The organism is Desulfallas sp. Bu1-1, from assembly GCF_015594625.1.
Taxonomy (GTDB): Bacteria; Bacillota; Desulfotomaculia; order Desulfotomaculales; family Desulfallaceae; genus JADNRQ01.
In genome coordinates, this window is sequence record NZ_JADNRQ010000001.1 from 474,962 (window position 1) to 494,087 (window position 19,126).

General features: G+C 54.0%; 19 protein-coding genes and 4 tRNA genes. 10 read left to right on the plus strand and 13 right to left on the minus strand.

Annotated features, from left to right (window positions below; genetic code table 11):
* The first annotated feature begins 6 nt into the window (after positions 1-6).
* On the plus strand, positions 7-1,872 hold the full coding sequence (gene cooS, locus IT084_RS02260) for an anaerobic carbon-monoxide dehydrogenase catalytic subunit (RefSeq protein WP_195710678.1): 1,866 nt from the start codon (positions 7-9) through the stop codon (positions 1,870-1,872).
* A gap of 83 nt (positions 1,873-1,955) precedes the next feature.
* Here the strand turns inward: cooS and IT084_RS02265 are convergent, their stop codons facing one another.
* From IT084_RS02265 to IT084_RS02280, 4 genes are all read right to left on the minus strand, one after another.
* Complete coding sequence (locus tag IT084_RS02265; RefSeq protein WP_195710680.1) at positions 1,956-2,138, minus strand: hypothetical protein; 183 nt, start codon at positions 2,136-2,138, stop codon at positions 1,956-1,958.
* Positions 2,139-2,471: 333 nt separating this feature from the next.
* A complete protein-coding gene (locus tag IT084_RS02270) occupies positions 2,472-2,714 on the minus strand; it encodes a hypothetical protein (RefSeq protein WP_195710682.1) in 243 nt (80 codons plus the stop codon).
* Between the two features lie 164 nt (positions 2,715-2,878).
* Positions 2,879-3,625: a hypothetical protein gene (locus IT084_RS02275; protein ID WP_195710684.1), complete on the minus strand. Its 747-nt coding sequence runs from the start codon at positions 3,623-3,625 to the stop codon at positions 2,879-2,881.
* 100 nt (positions 3,626-3,725) lie between these two features.
* Positions 3,726-5,318, minus strand: a complete 1,593-nt coding sequence (locus IT084_RS02280) for an ABC transporter substrate-binding protein (RefSeq protein ID WP_195710686.1) — start codon at positions 5,316-5,318, stop codon at positions 3,726-3,728.
* A 205-nt stretch (positions 5,319-5,523) separates the two neighbouring features.
* Here IT084_RS02280 and IT084_RS02285 point away from each other — a divergent pair, with 205 nt between their 5' ends.
* Positions 5,524-6,396, plus strand: a complete 873-nt coding sequence (locus IT084_RS02285; RefSeq protein ID WP_195710688.1) for a TIM barrel protein — start codon at positions 5,524-5,526, stop codon at positions 6,394-6,396.
* Between the two features lie 149 nt (positions 6,397-6,545).
* Here IT084_RS02285 and IT084_RS02290 read toward each other — a convergent pair whose 3' ends face one another.
* Positions 6,546-7,019: a hypothetical protein gene (locus tag IT084_RS02290; protein ID WP_207744361.1), complete on the minus strand. Its 474-nt coding sequence runs from the start codon at positions 7,017-7,019 to the stop codon at positions 6,546-6,548.
* A gap of 174 nt (positions 7,020-7,193) precedes the next feature.
* Between IT084_RS02290 and IT084_RS02295 the strand changes: the two genes are divergently transcribed.
* The 6 genes from IT084_RS02295 to IT084_RS02320 all read left to right on the plus strand — a co-directional run bounded on the left by IT084_RS02295 (position 7,194) and on the right by IT084_RS02320 (position 9,364).
* On the plus strand, positions 7,194-7,652 hold the full coding sequence (locus IT084_RS02295; protein WP_195710690.1) for a pyruvoyl-dependent arginine decarboxylase: 459 nt from the start codon (positions 7,194-7,196) through the stop codon (positions 7,650-7,652).
* A gap of 23 nt (positions 7,653-7,675) precedes the next feature.
* Positions 7,676-8,506 carry a polyamine aminopropyltransferase gene (speE, locus tag IT084_RS02300; protein WP_195710692.1) on the plus strand — a complete coding sequence of 277 codons (831 nt, stop codon included), beginning with the start codon at positions 7,676-7,678 and terminating at the stop codon, positions 8,504-8,506.
* A gap of 271 nt (positions 8,507-8,777) precedes the next feature.
* Positions 8,778-8,854, plus strand: a tRNA-Asp gene (locus IT084_RS02305).
* Between the two features lie 9 nt (positions 8,855-8,863).
* Positions 8,864-8,939, plus strand: a tRNA-Phe gene (locus IT084_RS02310).
* Between the two features lie 15 nt (positions 8,940-8,954).
* A tRNA-Gly gene (locus IT084_RS02315) sits at positions 8,955-9,029 on the plus strand.
* A 260-nt stretch (positions 9,030-9,289) separates the two neighbouring features.
* Positions 9,290-9,364 (plus strand) — tRNA-Cys (locus IT084_RS02320).
* Positions 9,365-9,481: 117 nt separating this feature from the next.
* Here IT084_RS02320 and IT084_RS02325 read toward each other — a convergent pair.
* The gene (locus tag IT084_RS02325) at positions 9,482-10,753 is read right to left on the minus strand and encodes an MFS transporter (protein ID WP_195710694.1); all 1,272 of its coding nucleotides are present in this window, start codon (positions 10,751-10,753) and stop codon (positions 9,482-9,484) included.
* 318 nt (positions 10,754-11,071) lie between these two features.
* Here IT084_RS02325 and IT084_RS02330 point away from each other — a divergent pair, with 318 nt between their 5' ends.
* Together IT084_RS02330 and IT084_RS02335 are read left to right on the plus strand one after the other, a co-directional pair.
* The gene (locus IT084_RS02330; protein ID WP_195710696.1) at positions 11,072-11,647 is read left to right on the plus strand and encodes a flavin reductase family protein; all 576 of its coding nucleotides are present in this window, start codon (positions 11,072-11,074) and stop codon (positions 11,645-11,647) included.
* A 152-nt stretch (positions 11,648-11,799) separates the two neighbouring features.
* Positions 11,800-12,228: a PaaI family thioesterase gene (locus tag IT084_RS02335; RefSeq protein ID WP_243276653.1), complete on the plus strand. Its 429-nt coding sequence runs from the start codon at positions 11,800-11,802 to the stop codon at positions 12,226-12,228.
* 13 nt (positions 12,229-12,241) lie between these two features.
* Here IT084_RS02335 and IT084_RS18485 read toward each other — a convergent pair whose 3' ends face one another.
* The 7 genes from IT084_RS18485 to IT084_RS02365 all read right to left on the minus strand — a co-directional run bounded on the left by IT084_RS18485 (position 12,242) and on the right by IT084_RS02365 (position 18,930).
* Entirely contained in the window at positions 12,242-12,364 is a 123-nt protein-coding gene (locus IT084_RS18485) for a hypothetical protein (protein WP_279327793.1), read from the minus strand.
* A gap of 116 nt (positions 12,365-12,480) precedes the next feature.
* On the minus strand, positions 12,481-13,722 hold the full coding sequence (locus IT084_RS02340; RefSeq protein WP_195710698.1) for an acyl-CoA dehydrogenase family protein: 1,242 nt from the start codon (positions 13,720-13,722) through the stop codon (positions 12,481-12,483).
* A gap of 4 nt (positions 13,723-13,726) precedes the next feature.
* Positions 13,727-15,346 carry an AMP-binding protein gene (locus IT084_RS02345; RefSeq protein WP_195710700.1) on the minus strand — a complete coding sequence of 540 codons (1,620 nt, stop codon included), beginning with the start codon at positions 15,344-15,346 and terminating at the stop codon, positions 13,727-13,729.
* Between the two features lie 23 nt (positions 15,347-15,369).
* The gene (locus IT084_RS02350) at positions 15,370-15,762 is read right to left on the minus strand and encodes an SCP2 sterol-binding domain-containing protein (RefSeq protein WP_195710702.1); all 393 of its coding nucleotides are present in this window, start codon (positions 15,760-15,762) and stop codon (positions 15,370-15,372) included.
* 45 nt (positions 15,763-15,807) lie between these two features.
* Positions 15,808-17,055 carry a thiolase family protein gene (locus tag IT084_RS02355; RefSeq protein WP_195710704.1) on the minus strand — a complete coding sequence of 416 codons (1,248 nt, stop codon included), beginning with the start codon at positions 17,053-17,055 and terminating at the stop codon, positions 15,808-15,810.
* A gap of 259 nt (positions 17,056-17,314) precedes the next feature.
* A complete protein-coding gene (locus IT084_RS02360) occupies positions 17,315-18,148 on the minus strand; it encodes a DUF2148 domain-containing protein (protein WP_195710706.1) in 834 nt (277 codons plus the stop codon).
* Between the two features lie 2 nt (positions 18,149-18,150).
* A complete protein-coding gene (locus IT084_RS02365; protein WP_195710707.1) occupies positions 18,151-18,930 on the minus strand; it encodes a DUF2148 domain-containing protein in 780 nt (259 codons plus the stop codon).
* Positions 18,931-19,126: the final 196 nt, after the last annotated feature.

Genomic DNA, 19,126 nt, shown 5'->3' on the forward strand with positions numbered 1-19,126 from the left:
TACGGGATGCCGGACAAAAGCGTTGACCAATCAACAATAAAAATGATTAAAAAAGCAAAGAGCGACGGCGTGGAAACGGTTTGGGACCGGCTGGCCGCCCAGGAGCCGCAGTGCGGTTTCGGGCAACTGGGCATTTGCTGCCGGAACTGCAACATGGGGCCATGCCGGATTGACCCGTTTGGGGACGGGCCGCCCCGGGGGGTGTGCGGGGCGGATGCCGACACCATTGTGGCCCGCAACCTGGTCAGGGCCATTGCCGCCGGGGCTGCGGCGCACTCAGACCACGGCAGGGGGATAGCTTCCACGCTGCTGGCCTCGGCCAGAGGTGACGCCCCGGATTACCCGGTCAAGGATGAAGCGAAGTTAAAGGCGCTGGCCGGCGAGTTCGGTATTGCCACGGACGGGCGTTCCGTTTCTGAGATCGCGCTGGATTTAGCCGGGCAAGTGCTGGAAGAATTCGGCACATTAAAGGGATCGCTGCAATTCATCAACCGGGTGCCCGGGAAGAGAAGAGCGTTATGGGACGAGCTGGGAATAACCCCCCGGGGTATAGACCGGGAAGTGGTCGAAAGCATGCACCGCACCAATATCGGGGTTGATAATGATTATGTCAACCTGATTCTGCAGGGGATGCGCACGGCCTTGAGTGACGGTTGGGGCGGTTCGACCGTGGCCACCGAACTGTCCGATGTTCTTTTCGGTACTCCGAAACCGGTTAAAGGTTCCTGCAACCTGGGTGTCTTAAAGGAAGACCACGTTAATATCATCCTGCACGGGCATGAGCCGACACTTTCCGATATTATTGTTCATGCCGCCCGGGATCCCGGGCTGTTGCAAGAAGCCAGGGAAAGAGGGGCCGTGGGGATCAATGTCTGCGGTATGTGTTGCACGGGCAACGAAATATTGATGCGGCACGGCGTGCCCGTGGCCGGCAATTTCCTGCAGCAGGAGCTGGCCATTGTAACCGGCGCCGTGGAAGCAATGATTGTGGATATCCAGTGTATCATGCCTTCCCTGGCCCAGGTGGCGAAGTGTTATCACACCAAGATCATTTCCACTTCGCCAAAGGCCAAATTCCCGGGAGCGGAGCACGTGCCCTTTGATGAACATAACGCCATGGATGTGGCTAAAAAAATTGTGCGCGTTGCCGTGGAGAATTACTCAAACCGCATGGTGTCTAAAATTAATATTCCGTCCGATCAGATGGAATACATGGCGGGGTTCAGCGTCGAGGCCATTCTTGAAGCCTTGGGCGGTTCGCTGAACCCGCTGATCGACGCCGTCAAATCCGGGGCGATTAAAGGTATTGTCGGGGTTGTTGGCTGCAACAATCCCAAGTACAAGCAGGATTACAGCCATTTAACCTTCGTCCGGGAGCTGATCAAAAATGATATCCTGGTGGTTGGTACGGGCTGTGCGGCCATTGCCTGTGCCAAGGACGGGCTGCTGCTGCCGACCGCGGCCCGGGAAGCGGGCGATGGGTTGCGCGGCGTTTGCCGGAGCCTGAATATCCCGCCGGTTTTGCACATGGGTTCATGCGTGGACATCAGCCGTATTTTGACGGTGGCCGCGGCAATAGCCAACGCCTTGGGCGTTGATATTTCGGACCTGCCCCTGGCCGGCGCGGCACCCGAATGGATGTCCGAGAAGGCCGTTTCCATCGGCACCTACGTCGTAAGTTCAGGTATTTTCACCATTCTGGGTACCGTCCCTCCGGTTTTGGGCAGCAAAAACGTAGCCGAATTGCTTACCAGCGGCGCCGAAAGGGTAGTGGGGGCGGTATTCGCCGTGGAAGAAGACCCGGTGGCTGCGGCGAAACTTGCGGTGCAACATATCGCCGCGAAAAGAAACTCCCTGGGATTGGATGAATAAAACACGGGGAATTTCCACCGGGAGCTGAATTAATGAAACAATAAAAGCGACAAGCTGGTTGCCGGCCAGCTTGTCGCTTTTGGCTATCCCCGGTCCGCGGGTTCCGTTTTGACGGCGGGCCTGAACATGTCCAGGATACCCAGGAGTATGTGGGCCAGGCCGAAACCCAGTATGCCCGCTCCCCAGTAACCGCCGACGTACCAGCCGATTAACGCGATAATTACACCCAAACCGGCCACAATCCAGCTGGTGGTATTACCCTGCATTTGACCGCCTCCTGTAGCTTATTTATTTAAATAGAATGTACCTTTGCCGGGGTATTTATACATGGTGCTATTATTTTCTTGTCCTTTTTCTAATATCATTCACAATGGAATAAGCCACGTGTATCGGAAAACCTCCCCAGCAGCCGTACGGTGAAATCGGTATCCCCCGCAAGGTGCAGGGAGCCGGCGGGGAGGTTGACGTTTTCCATGGCGCAAGATAATTCACCCCGGGAAGTAATTCTCCGGGGTGTTGAAAAAACCTTTTAAAAAAATTTTTTCAATATAAATGCGAATATGAAAATTATAGTCCGGGCGCCGCACCGGACCAGTTGACTAGCAAGTCTTTTGCAAGTTTTCCGCCTGCTTTTGCCGCTTGTTGTATGCTTCCTCCGCATAATCGGTGGAAACAAGGTACAAATTTACCCACAGGTCATGCTCGTTGCTTTTGCCGTCCAGCTCGTTGGCCAGGACCTTGAACTTTTTTTCAACACGATCCTTGAAAGAAGAAAATTCAACCAGTAAGTCAACTACTTCGCGCTGGCTATATGTTGCCCCGTCCTTGAGTATTTTGGCCACACCCCTCACCCCCAGAAATTTTCCACGCCTGTATACCAAATTATAATATAACTGCCAAATTGTGTTAAGGGGGGTTAATTGTCTATTTTCCCGGGAAAAAGTTGAGTCAAGTCATAGGGCCCCGAAGGGCCCTTTTATGTTACTCAACTCAATTTAAATTTGCTTTAGAATTGGGGATTCTGGCCATACTGGCTTAGCCCGGTCTGGTAGTTTTGGTCGTACATGCTTTGAGCCGGCTGGGCTTGGAAGCTCTGGCCGAGCAGGTTTTGAGTGGCCTGATTCATGCGGTTTTGCAGAGCCTGCTGGGCTTGCTGGCTGATTTGCTGGTTTTGCGCGTAACTTTGGGCGTAATTTTGATTTTGAAGCTGGTTTTGGAACTGGCCGCTATACCCCTGGGTTAAATTTTGCTGGCCTGTCCATCCCAAACCGCCAAGCGGTTGACTTTGAGTCTGGGCGTAACCCCATTGCCCGGGTGTAATATAAGCGCTGGTCATTTGTCCGGTCCCGAAACGCTGTTGTTGGAACGGTATAGCTGAAGTATAGATGGGTTGGTTTTGCAGGGTTGTGCCGTAAGTTCCGGTCCACCCGGGTGTATACTGCGCTCCAAATGTTCCGAACTGCTGGCCGAAACCGGCATAACCTGTTCCCGGCTGGAACATGTTTTGAGCTATGGACTGGGTAACTTGCTGCGCAATGCTGCTGACGCTGTTCAGATCGTTTGAAAGCTGGCTGCACAGTTGCTGAATGCGCTGTAATTGCTGGGTTGCGTTGACCTCGTGCTGTTGCAGGCGCTGCAGTTGTGCCGCGTTGCTTTGCTCAAACTGCTGTAGTTGGGAGGTCATTTGGGAGATATTATTCACTTCCTGGCGCAGTCTTTGAATTTGCTGTTGCAGTTGGTAGATCTGATCCATTAATTTACCCCCTTGGCATTGTTTTTATTTTGACTTCAGGCATATTATGTTCCAAAATGTGTTTAATATTAGAGGGATTTGTTGGAAAATGCTTATAGGTTCAATCCTTGGTGATTCCGTAGAGTGAGTGCCACCCGGTAGGACTCAGGACAAAGCCCTGAATATTACGAGCGGTGGCGGCATGGTGTACGCTGTGGCTGAGCACCACCCAGGGGGTGTCCCGGTGAATGATTTCCTGGGCCCGGTAGTACAGTTCCCGCCTGATTTCGGGATCGGTGGTATTACGGGCACTGAGTAACAACGTATCCAGCTGGTCATTATGGTAGCGGGTGATGTTCATCCCGCTTTTAATCTGGCTTTGGGCCAGCAAGGTGAACAAGAAATTATCGGGGTCGCCGTTATCGCTGATCCAACCGTACAGGAAGGCGTCGCCTTCCCGGCGATCGAGCGCCTGCTTGAATTCCCGCCAGGGGTAGGATTTAATTTTCATGTTAATACCGGCTTCGGCCAGGGAACGGGCCAGGGCATCGGCTAGTTTTTTTCCGCCCCCGGGGCTGTAGGGACGCGAATCGTTATAGGTAACCAGCGTAAAGGATAAACCGTCACCGAAACCGGCTTCCCGCAACAGCCGGGCGGCCCCGTCCGGGTCGTAGCTCTCCCGGGTGAGATCCGGATTGTAGCCCGGCACTGTTGGGGGCAGCGGCCCCAGGGCGGGGCGTACCTCGTGTGGCCACAGTTCGTTGAAAATTTTTTCGCGGTTCAGGGCCAGGGCAACCGCTCTGCGCACGGAGGGCCGGTTAAACGGTTTTTGGTCGGTGTAAAAACCCAGGTAGCAAATGTCCAGCCCGGTGGCCCTGAATACCGGATATCCTTCAAGCCGGAGCCGGGCCGTATGGATAAAAGTAAGATCAAGGGCGATGTCGATTTGACCCTGAAGTAACTGCTCAGTTCTTTGTTCCGCCCCCGGAACGGTAATAAACAAAATTTCTCTGGCGGCAGGGGCCGGTTGCCAGTAATTGTGGTTGGCTTTCAATAGTATCCCGTTACCGGTTTTCCCGGCCGGAATGAACGGCCCGGTGCCTGCCGGGTGTAAGCCCAGGTTGTCGCCGTATTTTTGGATTGCCGTTGGGCTGACCAGCGGCGCTGCCAGCGGCATGGCCAGGTTATTTAAAAATGGAGCGTAGGGGTATTTTAAATGAAGTTTTACGGTGTAATTGTCCACAACCTCCACCCGGTCCAGCGGGGCGAACACGAAATCCGCGTAAGTAGTTACGCCGCCCGGCTTCCTGTTCAGTTGCCTTTCAAAATTAAACTGCACCGCCCGGGCGTCAAAGGGCGTGCCATCATGAAATCTAACATCCCGGCGCAAGTTGAACGTCCAAGTCATGCCATCACCGGAAACTTTCCAGGAACTGGCCAGGCAGGGCTCAACCATGGCGGTGCCTGGTTTGAAGCGCACCAGCCCTTCGTAAACATTGCTGATGACCCGGGCCGATCCCGTGTCGGCAACCGCCCGGGGGTCCAACTCCCGAACATCGTATTCCTGGGCGACCACCACCCGGCCGGCGGCGGCCGGCCCGGTTACGGGCAGTTCAAGTGCATGATCCTTCCCGGGTCTTTTATTTTGGGCCAGTGCTATCATTACCGTTACACAAAGTAAAAATACAAACAAAACGTTTAGCTTTTTGGCCATTTAAAAGACACCCCTTGTAGCTGCAAGTATTAATACCATTAATAATAAATTCTGTAAAAATAAGTAAATATCCTTTTTAATTAAAAAATATAGCGTATGGCCGGGCCGTTTGCCGGGAAATGTTATTATCGCCGGTAAAAGGGTTACGGTTTTGTTTAGCGAACTTTTAAAGGATTTATTTAGTAAACTCGGGGAGGGAGTATTTTTGCGGGTAAGATTCGGGCCGGCGGGAAATTCCGACTCCTTTTACGAAGCGGGTTACAAGTCTTCCCTGGACATGCCCGGTTGGCTGGCGAAGATGGGACTCAGCGCTTACGAATACCAGTGCGTCAGGGGGGTGCATATCAAGGAGGACACGGCGCGACAGCTTGGTGAGGCCGCCCTGAAGCACGACATTTCTTTAAGTATTCATGGCCCTTACTATATCAGCCTGGCTGCCACCGATCCGGGGATTAAGGACAAAACCCGGAAACATTTTTTGGATTCCCTGCGCGCCGCCCGGTGGATGGGCGCGCACCTGGTGGTGTTTCACCCCGGAGGCGGGGTCAAGGAAGACCGGGCCGCCGCCCTGAAACGGGCCAGGGAACACCTGGCGGAGCTGCTGGAGATGGCGGAAGCCGAAGGCCTGGGGAATATCAAGGTGGCTCCCGAAACCATGGGTAAACCGTCCCAGCTTGGCAACCTGGATGAAATTCTGGAGCTGTGCACGCTGGGGACAAAGGTTGTGCCCGCTGTGGATTTCGGGCACCTGCACGCCGCCGGGGTGGGCGCCTTGACAGGGGAAGAAAAATTTGCCGCGGTGCTGGACCGGATCGGGGAGGTACTTGGCCCCGAAGCGGTCAGGCGGTTGCATATTCACTTCAGCCCGGTTGAATTTACCAGGGCTGGGGAAAGAAGACACCGGACCACCCTGGACGAAGGGTACGGACCAGATTTTACCTGCCTGGCCAGGCTGATCCACGAGCGGGGCATGACGCCCACAATTATATGTGAGTCCGCGGGACGCCAGGCCGAGGATGCGCTGGTGTACCGGCAAATATACCAGAGTGTCTCCGGCAGACATTGTGCCGAAAAATAACAGCCGGGTTAGGACCGCGTTTAGTGTGTCACTCACCCCGGAATCGCCGGATCGCTTGCCACCGGCGACCAAAAAGGGTACCCCGCGAGGTACCCTTCGGTTGGTTTGCTTTAGACGCATGCAGGTCGAGGTGAATGAGCCCCTTTCCTTTAATGTACCTCCACATCCCGGGCGCCGTTGCGCCGCAGGGTGTCGGCGGCATCGTTGATCCTGTTGGCGCTGGTGCGCACGGACACCAGGATATTGCCCTGCTTGACTTTCTCTTCGTAAAACTTGCCCCGTTCCTGCGGAATGCCCCAGTCTATCAGCCCGCCGGCGATTCCTCCGGTGGCAGCTCCGGAAAGCAGCCCGGCGATAGGTCCGGCGGCAATCAGTGGGCCAATGCCGGGGATAGCCAGCGCGCCTGCTCCGACTGCCAGCCCGGCCAGCCCGCCGATTACTCCGCCGGTGGCCGTGCCATCGGCGACGTTATCGGTGCCCATGGTGGTAAATTGATTTTTTTGCCGTTCTCCCTCGTCCCGGGCCACAACGGAGATATCCCTGTCAAAACCCTTGCCGCGCAGTTCCCCCACCGCTTTTTCGGCTTGATCGCGGCTGGGGAAAGTGCCGAGTACTGTTTTCATAATCTAGAACCTCCTTTGTGTTATCCTTCCTTAATTTTTCACCATTTTGACCGGTCTATTCACAGGTAAAAATATTTTTTAGGGAAGTGCTTGGCAATCAGTTTATTTTTGGATCAATTTTGATATAATATAACGTGTTGTTTGGCAAATCCAGTTAGTAAGGAGAATCCAACCATGTTGCCCACACCAAAAAAGTATTTTTTGACGGCTGCCGCAGCGGAAGGGAAAACTGAACTGACCGCCTTTGACAATGCCTTATTGGCCGGCGGAATAGGTAATATCAACTTGATCAGGGTTAGCAGCATATTGCCCCCGGGTGCGGAGTATGACCCGGATATGCAGATTCCACCGGGTTCCCTGGTCCCTACTGCTTATGGCTACGTTTGCAGCGACGTGCCGGGAGAATTGATCGCCGCAGCAGTGGGGGTGGGGCTTTCCTCCGATACTTTCGGGGTAATTATGGAATTTGCCGGGCGGGCGAGCCGAGAAGAAGCAGAAAAGCGGATCGAAGCGATGCTCCGGGAAGCTTTTGCGACCCGCGGTTTGGAGTTGAAGGATATCAAAATTGCCGCCGTGGAACACCGGGTGGAAAAGGTAGGTTGCGCGCTGGCTGCCGTACCTTTGTTTTATTAATGTCTTTTGAAGGAGGGGTTTAATTGGAGGTATGGTTCACCGAAGATCAAACCAAGGACCTGCGTATCAGTGTTCGCGTTAAGGAAGTGCTGTTCAGTGGGCAATCGCCTTTTCAGAAAGTGGCCGTGTATGATACGGTGGAGTTCGGCCGCTTGCTGGCCCTGGATAATATTATTCAAACAAATATCAGGGACGAGTACGTTTACCATGAAATGCTCACCCACGTTGGTCTCAATACCCATCCCAATCCGAAAAAAGTACTGTTGATTGGCGGCGGAGACGGTGGTTCAGTCCGGGAAATCGTGAAACACGACAATGTGGAGAAAGTTGTACACGTGGAAATTGATCAGATGGTCATTGATGTGGCCAAAAAATTTTTCCCCGAGTTGAGCGTTGGGTTCAACGATCCCCGGGTGGAGATACTGGTGGACGACGGCGTCAAACACGTAAAAGAAAATAAGAATACTTACGACGTAATTATGGTGGACTCCCCCGATCCCATCGGCCCGGCAGTGGGGTTGTATGGCGACGATTTTTATCGCAACGTGCACGAGGCGCTGCGGGAGGACGGGCTGCTGGTGGCCCAGACCGAATCGCCCCATTTCAACAGGGATCTGATTGCCCGGGTGCATGCCACCCTTAAGAATATATTCCCGCTGGTCAGGATGTTCTGGGCGGTGGTGCCCACTTATCCCGGCGGGGCCTGGACCTTTACCCTGGCCTCCAAAAAATATGACCCCCTGGCCGTGGATATGGATAAGTTCCCCGCGCTGAAAACCAAGTGGTACTCGCCGGAAATTCACAGGTCGGCCTTTGTGCTGCCCCCTTATTTTCAGGAATTGGTGACCGGCTGATTTTTAGCCGGCGCGGTACAATAGATCCACGGGCGTGGATAACGGCTTCAGGATCCATTGTGATCCGGCCGGGCGCGCCCGTGGATTCCACCGTAAACATTAGGTGAGCGAGTTTTCGGGTCTTACAGCGCATCCAGGGTAAAATTCTCATGATAAAATTTATAAAAGGCCAAAAATTTCATTTGACATGATGGTAAATCTTTTGTATACTTATCATTGTCAACGGCGCGAGGCAATAAAAAGCCCGGTCCGGTGAAGGAAGTTAAATCGCGGAGCTGTGGTGTAGCGGTCTAACATGCCGGCCTGTCACGCCGGAGATCGCGGGTTCGATTCCCGTCAGCTCCGCCAAATATAAATGCCACGGTAGCTCAGTTGGTAGAGCAGAGGACTGAAAATCCTCGTGTCGGCGGTTCGATTCCGTCCCGTGGCACCAGGATAAGTTCAATATGCGGAAGTAGCTCAGTGGTAGAGCATCGCCTTGCCAAGGCGAGGGCCGCGGGTTCGAATCCCGTCTTCCGCTCCAGTAATAAAAGGATTCCGGAGAATTAAGCTTCTCCGGAATCCTTTTTGGTGCCAGTTAAGCCATCGCGTATCTAACTCACTTTATAAATTTTCCCTCTGCTTTATTTGAGCATCCAGAGTTTTAATCTTAAACCGGGCAGGAGGGTAGTTTATTTTACTTTGGCGACATATTGGCTACGGGAAATTAGCAGCAATTACCCTTGACTGGGTGGCGGCAATTTGTTATTATAATAAACACGCACGGCAAAGTTAATCATTTAAGGCGACATAGCCAAGTGGTAAGGCAGAGGACTGCAAATCCTTTACTCCCCGGTTCGAATCCGGGTGTCGCCTCCAGTATTACAGCGAAGAGGGTTTCGGGATATTTCATCCCGGGGCCCTCTTTCGTTTTGCGCAGGTTGTGCTGGGGATCTGGAGGATTATTGTAGAACAAGCATAAATTTAACTCATAGATTATTTTCTAACGCCCTTAGTAATAATAAGCCTGCTGCTAAAAAACGCCCCCAGAGCTGCAAGTACCGCTGCCAAAAGAAAGGCCCCGGTAAAGGATGAAGTGTGTTCTTTAACATACCCCGCAATAATAGGTCCCAGCACCTGTCCAAACCCGAAAACGAACGTAATCAAGCCGAGAACGGCCGGGGCACGCTTGGCGTCGCTGATATCACCACAGCAAGATGCAGCCAGGCCGGGTATGCTCCAGGCGGTCAACCCGTAAAGAATAGCGGGCAACCATAGTAAAAACCCTGTTGAAAATTTAAACAAAAGTAAAGTATAGCATAATGCCTGAACTAAAAAAACTGTAATCAATATCGAGCGGCGCCCAAACTTGTCGGATAGTATTCCCCACACCACGCAACTACCGATGCTTAACATACCCACCGTTCCCCAGATACTTCCGGCCAGCTCCTCTGTGCATTTAATCTCATTTATTAAAAAAGTAACTAAAAACGTTGCCGTTATGATATAGGAAAACCCAAAACAAAAGTATAAGGCGGCCAGCCAGGGAACACCGTTAATTCTTAACAAGTCCTTTACCCCCGGGGGGTTGGAAGTTGTTGTCTCTTCTTGCGCCATTTTGAAGCCCACCCCTATGGGCATCAGGTTCTTTTCCGAGGGGTGGTTCCGCAATACCAACCAGGAAGCGATACCAACAAGGATAACAATCCCGCCCAGGATAAACCAGTTATACCGCCACCCTGCCTCCTGAAAGGCTTCATTAACATAAGGAACCACCCAACCCGTAAAAGCAATGGCCAGGCCCGAACCTCCCACCAGAAACCCCGTAGCCATTCCCCGGCGGGTGGGTGCAAACCAGGCTGATGCCAGGCCCATCACGGAAACGTTGCTTCCCGCACTGCCGACCCCGGTAAGAAAACGCGTCAAGGCAGCTTGATAAGGGCCGTGCACCAAGCCGGTCAATATCATGGTCAAACCGGTCCACAAAAGGGCAATTGCTATTATTGCCCGTGGCCCGAACCTGGTGGCCAGCAGACCTGCGATCAAGGCGCTGATAAAATAACCGAACATATTTGCAGAAGCAATGAAACCGGTCTGGTTATGGGTTAAATTTAAACTTTGCTGCATGGACGGCAAAATCATTCCATACCCGAAACGGGCCAGGCCCAACGCACCGGCAACTACAAAAATGCCCATCACCAGTATTGTCCAACCGTAATGAATACTCGCGAACCTTCCCGCCTTAAATTGGGACCTGCCGGGCTCCATGTTCTCATTCTCCTTACTTAGATGGTATTTCAAAAATTACAACCAGGGTAATTATACCAAAAAAGTTTTAGCAAGAATGTATTGGAATAAAATTATATGGTAAACTTAATACCGGAACAGGGGTGAAGAAAATGGAAGATAAGCAAATTAAAATCTGCCCAAGGTGTAACAGGCAATTCGAAGGTTTATGGACCGCAAGCAGGAGGGATAACCGGCATATTTGCGATGATTGCTTAAAAAACGAAGTTGTTGAGGATTTCTATAACAACTGCCTGCTATAACCACCGGCAGTTTACTTAAACATTGGAGGGGATGCAAGTGAAAAAGAGCCTGGGTGCCAAAACCATACTTTATCCAACGCCTGTTTTGATTGTCGGTACTTATGACCAAAAGGGCAAGCCGAATGTGATGAACGCCGCCTGGGGAGGTATTTGCTGTTCGGTCCCGCCGTGTATTTCTGTTTCGCTCAGAAAAGCTACTTACACCTACGAAAACATTATGGCGAGAAAGGCCTATACAATAAACATCCCTTCGGAAGACTATGCGAAAGAGGCGGATTATTTTGGTTTAGTTTCAGGCCGGGATGTCGACAAATTTGCCAGGTCCGGTCTGACGCCCGTCAAAAGCGACCTGGTAGATGCTCCGTATATAGCGGAGTTTCCGTTAATTTTAGAATGTAAGGTCATTCATATCTTTGAAATCGGACTGCATACACAATTCATCGGGGAGGTTATGGATGTTAAAGCCGATCCGGCCATACTTGGGGAAAACGAGGTTCCGGTGATGGAAAAATTAAAACCCATGCTGCATGCTCCGGAAATCAGACATTATTACGGTGTGGGTAAAGATATTGGGGCCGCGTTTTCCATCGGGAAAGAAATTAAAAACAGATGATTTCTTGTGGGCAAGTTTGCATTGGGCGGTGGAAGGGATTGCGGAACACTCTTATTGAGTGTTTCATTTATTTTTTGTAGTATGATAAAAGGATAAAAGGGTGAAAGTGGAGAAAGGTGGTTATATAGTTGGGTAACGGGGATGCAAATAAAATGAAAAATGGCAGTGCCGTTAAAAATAACGACGCTGGTAAGGCGCGCATGGAAAAAGACGCTTTGGCCAAGCTTTTGGGAATTGAGCTGCTTGAGATGGAACCAGGTTACGCCAGGGCGGTGATGAAGGTAACGCCGGAGTTGCTCAACGGAGCGGGTGTGACTCACGGCGGCGCTATTTTTACCCTCGCCGACGTGGTTTTTGCCGCCGCCAGCAATGCCCATGGCCCGGTGGCGCTGGCATTAAACGTAAACATCAATTTTTTAAAGGCTACCACTGAGGGTGCCGTTCTTACCGCCACTGCCCGCGAGGACAACCTGACCAGAAAGACCGGCCTCTATCGCATGGAAGTCAAGGACGAAAGCGGCAGAACGGTTGCCCTGGCGGAAGGCCTGGTTTATCGCATGAGCGGGGACGGCAATTCATGATGATTTTCAAGAGCTACTCGTTTTTACGAACTCTTTTTAAAACCGCCCGGAGATGAAATTCAGCGGCCGCCAGTTCATAAATGGCCGCGTCTATCTTATCCGGCGTGCTGGCATTGTTAAACCGATGCTCATTCATACATGGCGCCTATATTTATTTTGTCGTAAATCATATCATGTTATTATTGAATTTTTGATTGGATCCCAATAGGTATTGTTCATAAAAAATGGGGGCATTTTGCCCCCGGTTTCAACTTATGCCCCGTAATTTCTAAGAATGGCTTCGGCCGCCGCCAGGCCCAATACGTCGTTGGACCCGTCTTCAATCAGTGCCGACCTGGTATCGCGGAACAATTTTTCAATATGGTACTCCTTGCTGACCCCGTACCCTCCGAAAAGCTGCACCGCTTCGTGGGCCACCTCGAAAGCCGCCTGGGTGCAGTAAACTTTTGATGCGATGGAGTATTCCGTGCGGGGTGGAGTGTTGCTCAGGTTATAAACCATCGCCTTGCGGGAGATGGCCCGGCAGGTTTCAACCTTCATGAACATTTCGAAGAGTTTTTTCTGCACCAGCTGGTGCTCGCAAAGGAGTTTCCCACCCTGCACCCGTTCCCTGGAATAGGTCAGGGCCTCCTCAAAAGCCGCCCGCGCCACTCCGGTGAAAAACGCGCCCATGCAGGCGTTGGCCGTGGCCAGGGTCATATCCAGCATGGCCTCGTAGGTATCCGGCTCCGCCACCATGCACCAACCCGGGATGCGCACATTGTCGAAAATGATCTCCCCCTGGGGCAATTCGCGCTGTCCCAGCTTGTTCAGAGGTTTGCCTCTGGAGATGCCGGGCAAGTCGAGCGGGATGATGGCGATGCCGCCGCCGGCCATGCCCATGGACTGGTCGATATTTAAGAATAGCAATGCGTGCGTGGCATGGGTGCCGTTGGAAACCCAGGCCGACTTTTGACCGTTGATCACCCACCCGTCGCCCTCCCGCCGGGCCCTTACATTTCCGGTAATCTTGGGATCGTGGAAATATGGGGTGCCGGCCACCAGCATGTCCGAACCGTGGTCGGGCTCGGTGATGGCCCAGCAGCCGATGAAATTGCAGCCGGTATCGTTGACAAAGGGCTCAACGATATTTTTAATCAAGGCGTCTTCCCCGATTAAAGAGGCAAAGAAGGAGGGGAAGGTGTCAACCCCCAGGGAAACCGCAAAGCCTGCGCTGCCCCAGGCAATTTCCTCCCAGAAGATGTGCAGTTCCAGGGGAGACAGGCCCATGCCTCCGAAATGTTCCGGTATAAACACGGTGTGGTAGCCCAGTTTTTTCATTTGCCCCATGACGTCCCAGTAGATGGACTCCTTTTTTAAAACGTCCCCGGGGTCGGCCAGGGCATCCAGTTGGATGGCGGCCGGGCGAATGACCTCTTTGGCAAATTTGTGCACCGCTTTTTTCAGCGCTATCTGCTCATCGGTCAAATTCATATCCAGTTCCAAGTATTCCATGGGACTAACCCCCTATTGATTTAATGTAATCGTTAAATTTAAAAACGTTGGCGGCATCGGGATGGAACTGCTCCCTGAGCAGCCGGTCCAGGTTCTTTTCGGAAACGGTTTTGGGAATTTCGTCGACGCACTGGATGTAAGAGGGCACGGCGTTTTTCTCCAGCCCCCTGATACAGGCTTCAAACAGCGATTGCGGGTCGAGCGCGCGTCCTGGAAAGGGCACCACTGCCGCCACCAGGTCGCTTTCCCCGGGGGCTCCGCTGGCGGCTGGAATGCCGTAAACGCAGACCTCCGAAACGTCCGGGTGTTCGGCCATCACCTTTTCCACGTAATCCGGTTGGATAAAATCACCCTGTCGCCTGATGCCCCCGCCCTTACGGAAGTCAAAGAAAAACCAGCCGTCTTTGTCCATGTGGCACATATCGCCCGTGCGTAGCCAGCCGCCGCGGGTCTTTTCCTGGGACGCCCGCGGGTTGCCGTGGTATTCCACGGTGGTTTCCCCCTGCACCATCCTGCAGATCAATTCACCGATCTCTCCCGGGGCGCACTCGGTATCGTCTTCCCGCACCACCTTCATTTCCATCAGGCCGGGCAGAGGCTTGCCGAACGACCCAACCGGGCCCTGACCGGGCGGTTTGTGGGCGAATCCTCCTTCAACGGCGCCGTACCACTCGTGAATCTGCACGTTGAAACGCTTTTCAAAGGCCTCCCAGATGGCGACGGGCGTTCCCGCGCTCAGCACCTTGCGTACCGGGTTATCTCCGTCGTTTTCCCGGGCGGGCTCGCTGTAGATGCCCATCATCATCCCGCCCAGCAGCGAGAAGGTGGTGCAGCCGTACTTGCGGCAGATGTCCCAGATCCGGCTCTTGGTGAAGTTGCGGCTGAACACGGCCCGTATTCCCAGGCCCAGGGCGGGCATGAGGGTTACCGCCTGGGCGTTGCCGTGGGTGAAGGAAAGACCGGTGTAGAGGATGTCATCGTCCGTGTACTGCCAGACGAGCTTGGCCAGTAAATTGTAAAGCATTAGCCTGTCCTCCGCCACCCGCACCCCCTTGGGGTTGCCGGTGGTTCCCGAAGTATAAATTATTTCCAGTGGCACCTTGGGGTCGTTTTTGGGCCGGTCCACCGGTCCCGGGTCCGGCCCGGCCAGAAGTTCGTTCAGGCTGGGGTAGAGGTCGCTGACGGGTTCATCAAAGCCGGGTTTATACATGACCCCGATGACCTTGAGACCGGGCAGGTTGGCGAGTACAGGCTCCACCTGGTCGATTAATTCGTTGGCGAAGATGATTCCCTTGGCGCCCGAGTTCGACAGTTGGAACCGGAGTTTATCCCCCTTGGAGCGCGGGTCGATGGGGACCAGTACCGCGCCGGTCATGGACGCCGCAACCATGCTGTACACAAATTCCGGGTGGTTGCGCATGACCAGGGCAAAGGTATCGCCCTGTCCGATGCCGTTTTGCAGCAGCGCATGCGCAATTTTGCAGCCGTTGGCAAAGATGCCGGCGTAGGTTATTACCTCGTCGGGATATGTTCCGTTTTCAAAAGTAAGCAGCGGAAAATCCGGTTTCTCTTCCACCTTTTTGGCTATCTCGGTGGCCAGTATTCCTCCAACATTCTGAGCCATTGCGGTTCCTCCTTGCAACGTAACTATTCCTTGGGCAGACCGTATTTTGCACAGAGTTTGGGGTAGTTTTCGTAGTTGGGTCCCAATAGCGGAAGCAGTTTCATTACCTTGTCCATCGAACCCTTGCTGGTGATCAGCCGCTTGGCCATGGCGGCCGGCAGGGTAATTTGTTTCAACCAGAATTTATGGGCGATATCAGCCGCCAGGTTCATTTCCACGTCTGCCTTAAAGTTCTGGTCGCCGGTTTTCACTCCATCCGGGGTGATCCACAGCGTCCCGTCCGGGTCGGTCAGATTGTACTTGACCGTCAGCCCGGCTTGCTTCATTTTGGGCCCGCTTTCCGGGTGCTCCAGCAATCCCGTCCAAAGTTCACCTAGCACCTCATACATTTGAGCGGTATTTTTAAAAACTCCCATGGTCAAAACCTCCTTTTGGGGTTGCTTGATTTGACAGTGTTAATCTTATTGGCGATTGGCTTTCTCAAAAATGCCGATCACCATGGCGGCCTCCTCAAGGCCGATGTTGCCGCCGCCGTTTTCAACAAGGCCCAGGCGGGCGCCCTCCACCTGGCGCGGGCCGGCCTCGCCGCGTAGTTGGACGACAATTTCGTAAATCATGGCCAGGCCCGAGGCGCCGATGGGGTGTCCCCGCGATTCCAGGCCGCCGGAAGTGTTGACGGGGATCCTGCCCCCCAGCCTGGTGGCTCCGGATTCGGCGAACGGCCCGCCTTCACCCCTGGCGCAGAAGCCCAAAGCCTCGGTTTGGTGCAATTCACCGAAAGCGGTGGCGTCGTGTACCTCGGCCACGTTGATGTCCTCGGGGCCCACGCCCGCAAGGTTGTAAGCCCGGCGCGACAGGCGGACGCTGATTTCCTCGTCTTCCGAAGGCCGGTCCATGCCCGAACCCAGGACACAGGCCCTCACCTTGACCGGCCGGGGGGCGGCGAGCTTGTTCAGGAACGCCCGGGAGCAAAGCACTGCCGCCGCCGCGCCGTCACCCACCGGGGAGCACATCGAGCGGGTCAGCGGGTAGGAAACCGGCACGTCCGCCAGCACTTCTTCCACTGTCATGTTCTTTTGGATCTGGGCCAGCGGGTTCAGGCTGCCGTGATAATGGTTTTTGGCGGCGATGACGGCCAGCTGCCGCTGGGTGGTTCCGTATTTGGCCATGTGCAACCGGCAGGCGGAGGCGTATAAATCCATAAAGATGCTGCGGCCCTGGCCGGGCGGGGCCTGGTCTTCGGGGATCTTGACCGCCGCCTGCTTATCCTGTTCCATCAGGCTTCGGATTTGGGCCGCGGTGTTTTCCACATCCAGGCAGGAGGCATAGGATTTGAGGGCAAAGGCCTTGTCTTCGTGCGACAGTTTTTCCGCCCCGATGGCAAGGGCAACATCGAACATGCCCGAGGCAATGGCCGTATAGGCCAGGTAAAACGCGGTGGAAGCCCCGGCGCAGGCGTTTTCGGTATTGATTACCGGGATGCCCTCGATTCCCATGGGCCTCAACGCAACCTGGCCCTTTATGGAGTGCTGGTTGCTGTACAAGCCCCAGAAAGTATTGGAAAAATAGGCGGCTTCCAGGTCCTTCTTCCCAATGCCGGCGTCCCGTAGCGCCTTTTCGGTGGCCTCGGCGGCCATGCCCTTGATGGTGCCGTCCAGGTACTTGCCGAACCGGGTCATACCCACGCCGATCACATAAACGTCTCTCATAGGCGGTAATCTCCTTTACCGGTACTTGTATCCAGCGTTCCGGTGGTTTCTTCCGCTCACTTCGCAATTATCCTGATAATGTTTGTTAACGCTTACACAAACCTGCCGGGGCAATACTCCACGCCCTTTCGGGATCAAGCTCTGGGGCTGTGACGGGCTGAGCACCGCACACGGTGCTTCGCTCGCTCCAGAAAGCCACCGGATCGCCTGTCGAAGTGGTGATTTTTCACATTTTTTTTTTGATGGCGACGCTTGCGTCTTAGCTGTTTTTATACCGCGCCTCGATCTGGGGCCCGTATTTGGCGGTCAGTTCGGCCATTTCCATGATCACTTCGTAAAGCTTTTCCTCGGATTGTTCCTGGCGGCCCCAGGTAATCTGGTTGTTGGCTTCCCACCACCGGTCGGCGGCCTTGAACACCGGGCGGCCGCTTCCGGCAAAGGCCATGAAGTGAGTTGGAATACTGGCCAGCATGGTGTTGATGTGGTCTTCGTATTTAAACTTGCGGTGCATGATGTCGCGGCTGTACCAGACCATTTCCCGGCTGGGCCCCAGCGGCAAGCCCAGCACGCTGCTACACCCGGGCAGGTACCCCAGAGTTGCGGCGACGCCGCCGCTGGAGCCCTGGATCCGGTTGTCCACGTTGTACTGGCTGGCTGCGGCGCAGGCCCAGTCGCATGCGATGCCCAGGTCAAACACCTTCCAGTTGCAGCAGGGCCCGCCGCCAATTACCCCGGTGCCGCGGTTCTCTTTGGCGTACCTGTTAAATTCCGAGCAGGTGGCAAAACCGCAGGCGCCACAGTTCCAGTTCATTTCAGAAATCGTGGTCTCGGCCCCGATCAGCACCAGCACCGGGGGATTCCCGGCTTCGTAAAAATCCTTGAAGGTGGTATAGTCCCAGTAAACAAACTGGGAGACCTTGGCCAGTACACCCAGGCCCTCGATAATGGGTACGAGGTCTTCCCCGGTGATGATCTCCGCCTGTAGTTTAAGCCTGCCGGTTATCTGCGGCGCCTTATACGCGGCGTGAACCACGTGTTTGGCCACATCCAGCAGGTGCTCCCGGGCAATTTCCTTTCCGGTGTATCGTGCCATGGCTATTCCTCCTCGCTCTTTCTGGGTATCCACTTCCGGTAATCAAAGGTGGTTACCGTCCGCGGTGTTACGTACTGCTTGCGCGTGTTCTCCAGCACTTTGGTCATGTTGATCAGGTGGTAATCGGGGTTGATGTCCACGAACGGGTTCTTGGCCAGAGTGGCGATGCAAATTCCGGCCACCACGAACGACCGCCGGCAGTACCCCAGCTGCTGTCCTGCCAGGGATACGCTGATTAGCGGCCTTGCGTCCACAAGCAGTTGCGAGGCCATCCATAGTGCCGAACCGGCGGCGAAACCGAGGTCGCTGACTCTAGCCGAGCACAGGGGGCCCTTGATCAACGTATCCGACCGGCGGTCTGTGACGTCAACCAGCCCATATTTGGTGTTCTTTTTCTCGTAGAAATAGCTGCAGTCGGGCCTGCCGCCGCACATGCCGCAGCCGGCGTCCAGGGCGAATTCCCCGGCCAGGAGGTTGCCCAAGAAAATCACCGCGTCGCTTTCGCGCACCATTACCGCCTCGTATTTGAACATCTCTTCCCAGGCCCGGTTGGTGTAGGCCAGTTCCTCAATCTTTCTGGCCAGTTCTTCCTGCTCGTCCGGGCCGTAAACAATTTCCGCTTCCACCTGGCAGACACCGCCGGCAAACGGGGCGGTCAGAGCGGCATTGACCATCAACCTGGCGGCGAGGAGAGAACCTTCGCGCCTTCTTAAATCCTGGGGGGAATAGGGAGGGTATTCATGGATGTGCTCCCTGCCCCTGAAATCGTCATGTTTACCCAAAGCTTTCACCCCTTCTAGATTGAAAAATGGGAATATTCAAGCAATTAGTTTCTCGAAGTACCACCTCCCGGAGTTCCCTTACTTTAATTGGTTTAAAAATGCCCGCAGCGTAGATTGGTCTATTTGGTAACTTATTTAAAAGCAAACGCTGTGCCAATACGCTAATCCTTGTGAAAAAAGCGGGGTGAAAGGAATA

What these genes read in the sequence shown, in the direction of transcription:
- cooS (WP_195710678.1), top strand. Translation starts at nt 7, where the DNA reads ATGCCGGACAAAAGCGTTGACCAATCAACAATAAAAATGATTAAAAAA.
- IT084_RS02265 (WP_195710680.1), bottom strand. Translation starts at nt 2,138, where the DNA reads ATGCAGGGTAATACCACCAGCTGGATTGTGGCCGGTTTGGGTGTAATT.
- IT084_RS02275 (WP_195710684.1), bottom strand. Translation starts at nt 3,625, where the DNA reads ATGGATCAGATCTACCAACTGCAACAGCAAATTCAAAGACTGCGCCAG.
- IT084_RS02280 (WP_195710686.1), bottom strand. Translation starts at nt 5,318, where the DNA reads ATGGCCAAAAAGCTAAACGTTTTGTTTGTATTTTTACTTTGTGTAACG.
- IT084_RS02290 (WP_207744361.1), bottom strand. Translation starts at nt 7,019, where the DNA reads ATGAAAACAGTACTCGGCACTTTCCCCAGCCGCGATCAAGCCGAAAAA.
- IT084_RS02295 (WP_195710690.1), top strand. Translation starts at nt 7,194, where the DNA reads ATGTTGCCCACACCAAAAAAGTATTTTTTGACGGCTGCCGCAGCGGAA.
- IT084_RS02325 (WP_195710694.1), bottom strand. Translation starts at nt 10,753, where the DNA reads ATGGAGCCCGGCAGGTCCCAATTTAAGGCGGGAAGGTTCGCGAGTATT.
- IT084_RS02335 (WP_243276653.1), top strand. Translation starts at nt 11,800, where the DNA reads ATGAAAAATGGCAGTGCCGTTAAAAATAACGACGCTGGTAAGGCGCGC.
- IT084_RS18485 (WP_279327793.1), bottom strand. Translation starts at nt 12,364, where the DNA reads ATGAATGAGCATCGGTTTAACAATGCCAGCACGCCGGATAAGATAGAC.
- IT084_RS02340 (WP_195710698.1), bottom strand. Translation starts at nt 13,722, where the DNA reads ATGGAATACTTGGAACTGGATATGAATTTGACCGATGAGCAGATAGCG.
- IT084_RS02345 (WP_195710700.1), bottom strand. Translation starts at nt 15,346, where the DNA reads ATGGCTCAGAATGTTGGAGGAATACTGGCCACCGAGATAGCCAAAAAG.
- IT084_RS02350 (WP_195710702.1), bottom strand. Translation starts at nt 15,762, where the DNA reads ATGGGAGTTTTTAAAAATACCGCTCAAATGTATGAGGTGCTAGGTGAA.
- IT084_RS02355 (WP_195710704.1), bottom strand. Translation starts at nt 17,055, where the DNA reads ATGAGAGACGTTTATGTGATCGGCGTGGGTATGACCCGGTTCGGCAAG.
- IT084_RS02360 (WP_195710706.1), bottom strand. Translation starts at nt 18,148, where the DNA reads ATGGCACGATACACCGGAAAGGAAATTGCCCGGGAGCACCTGCTGGAT.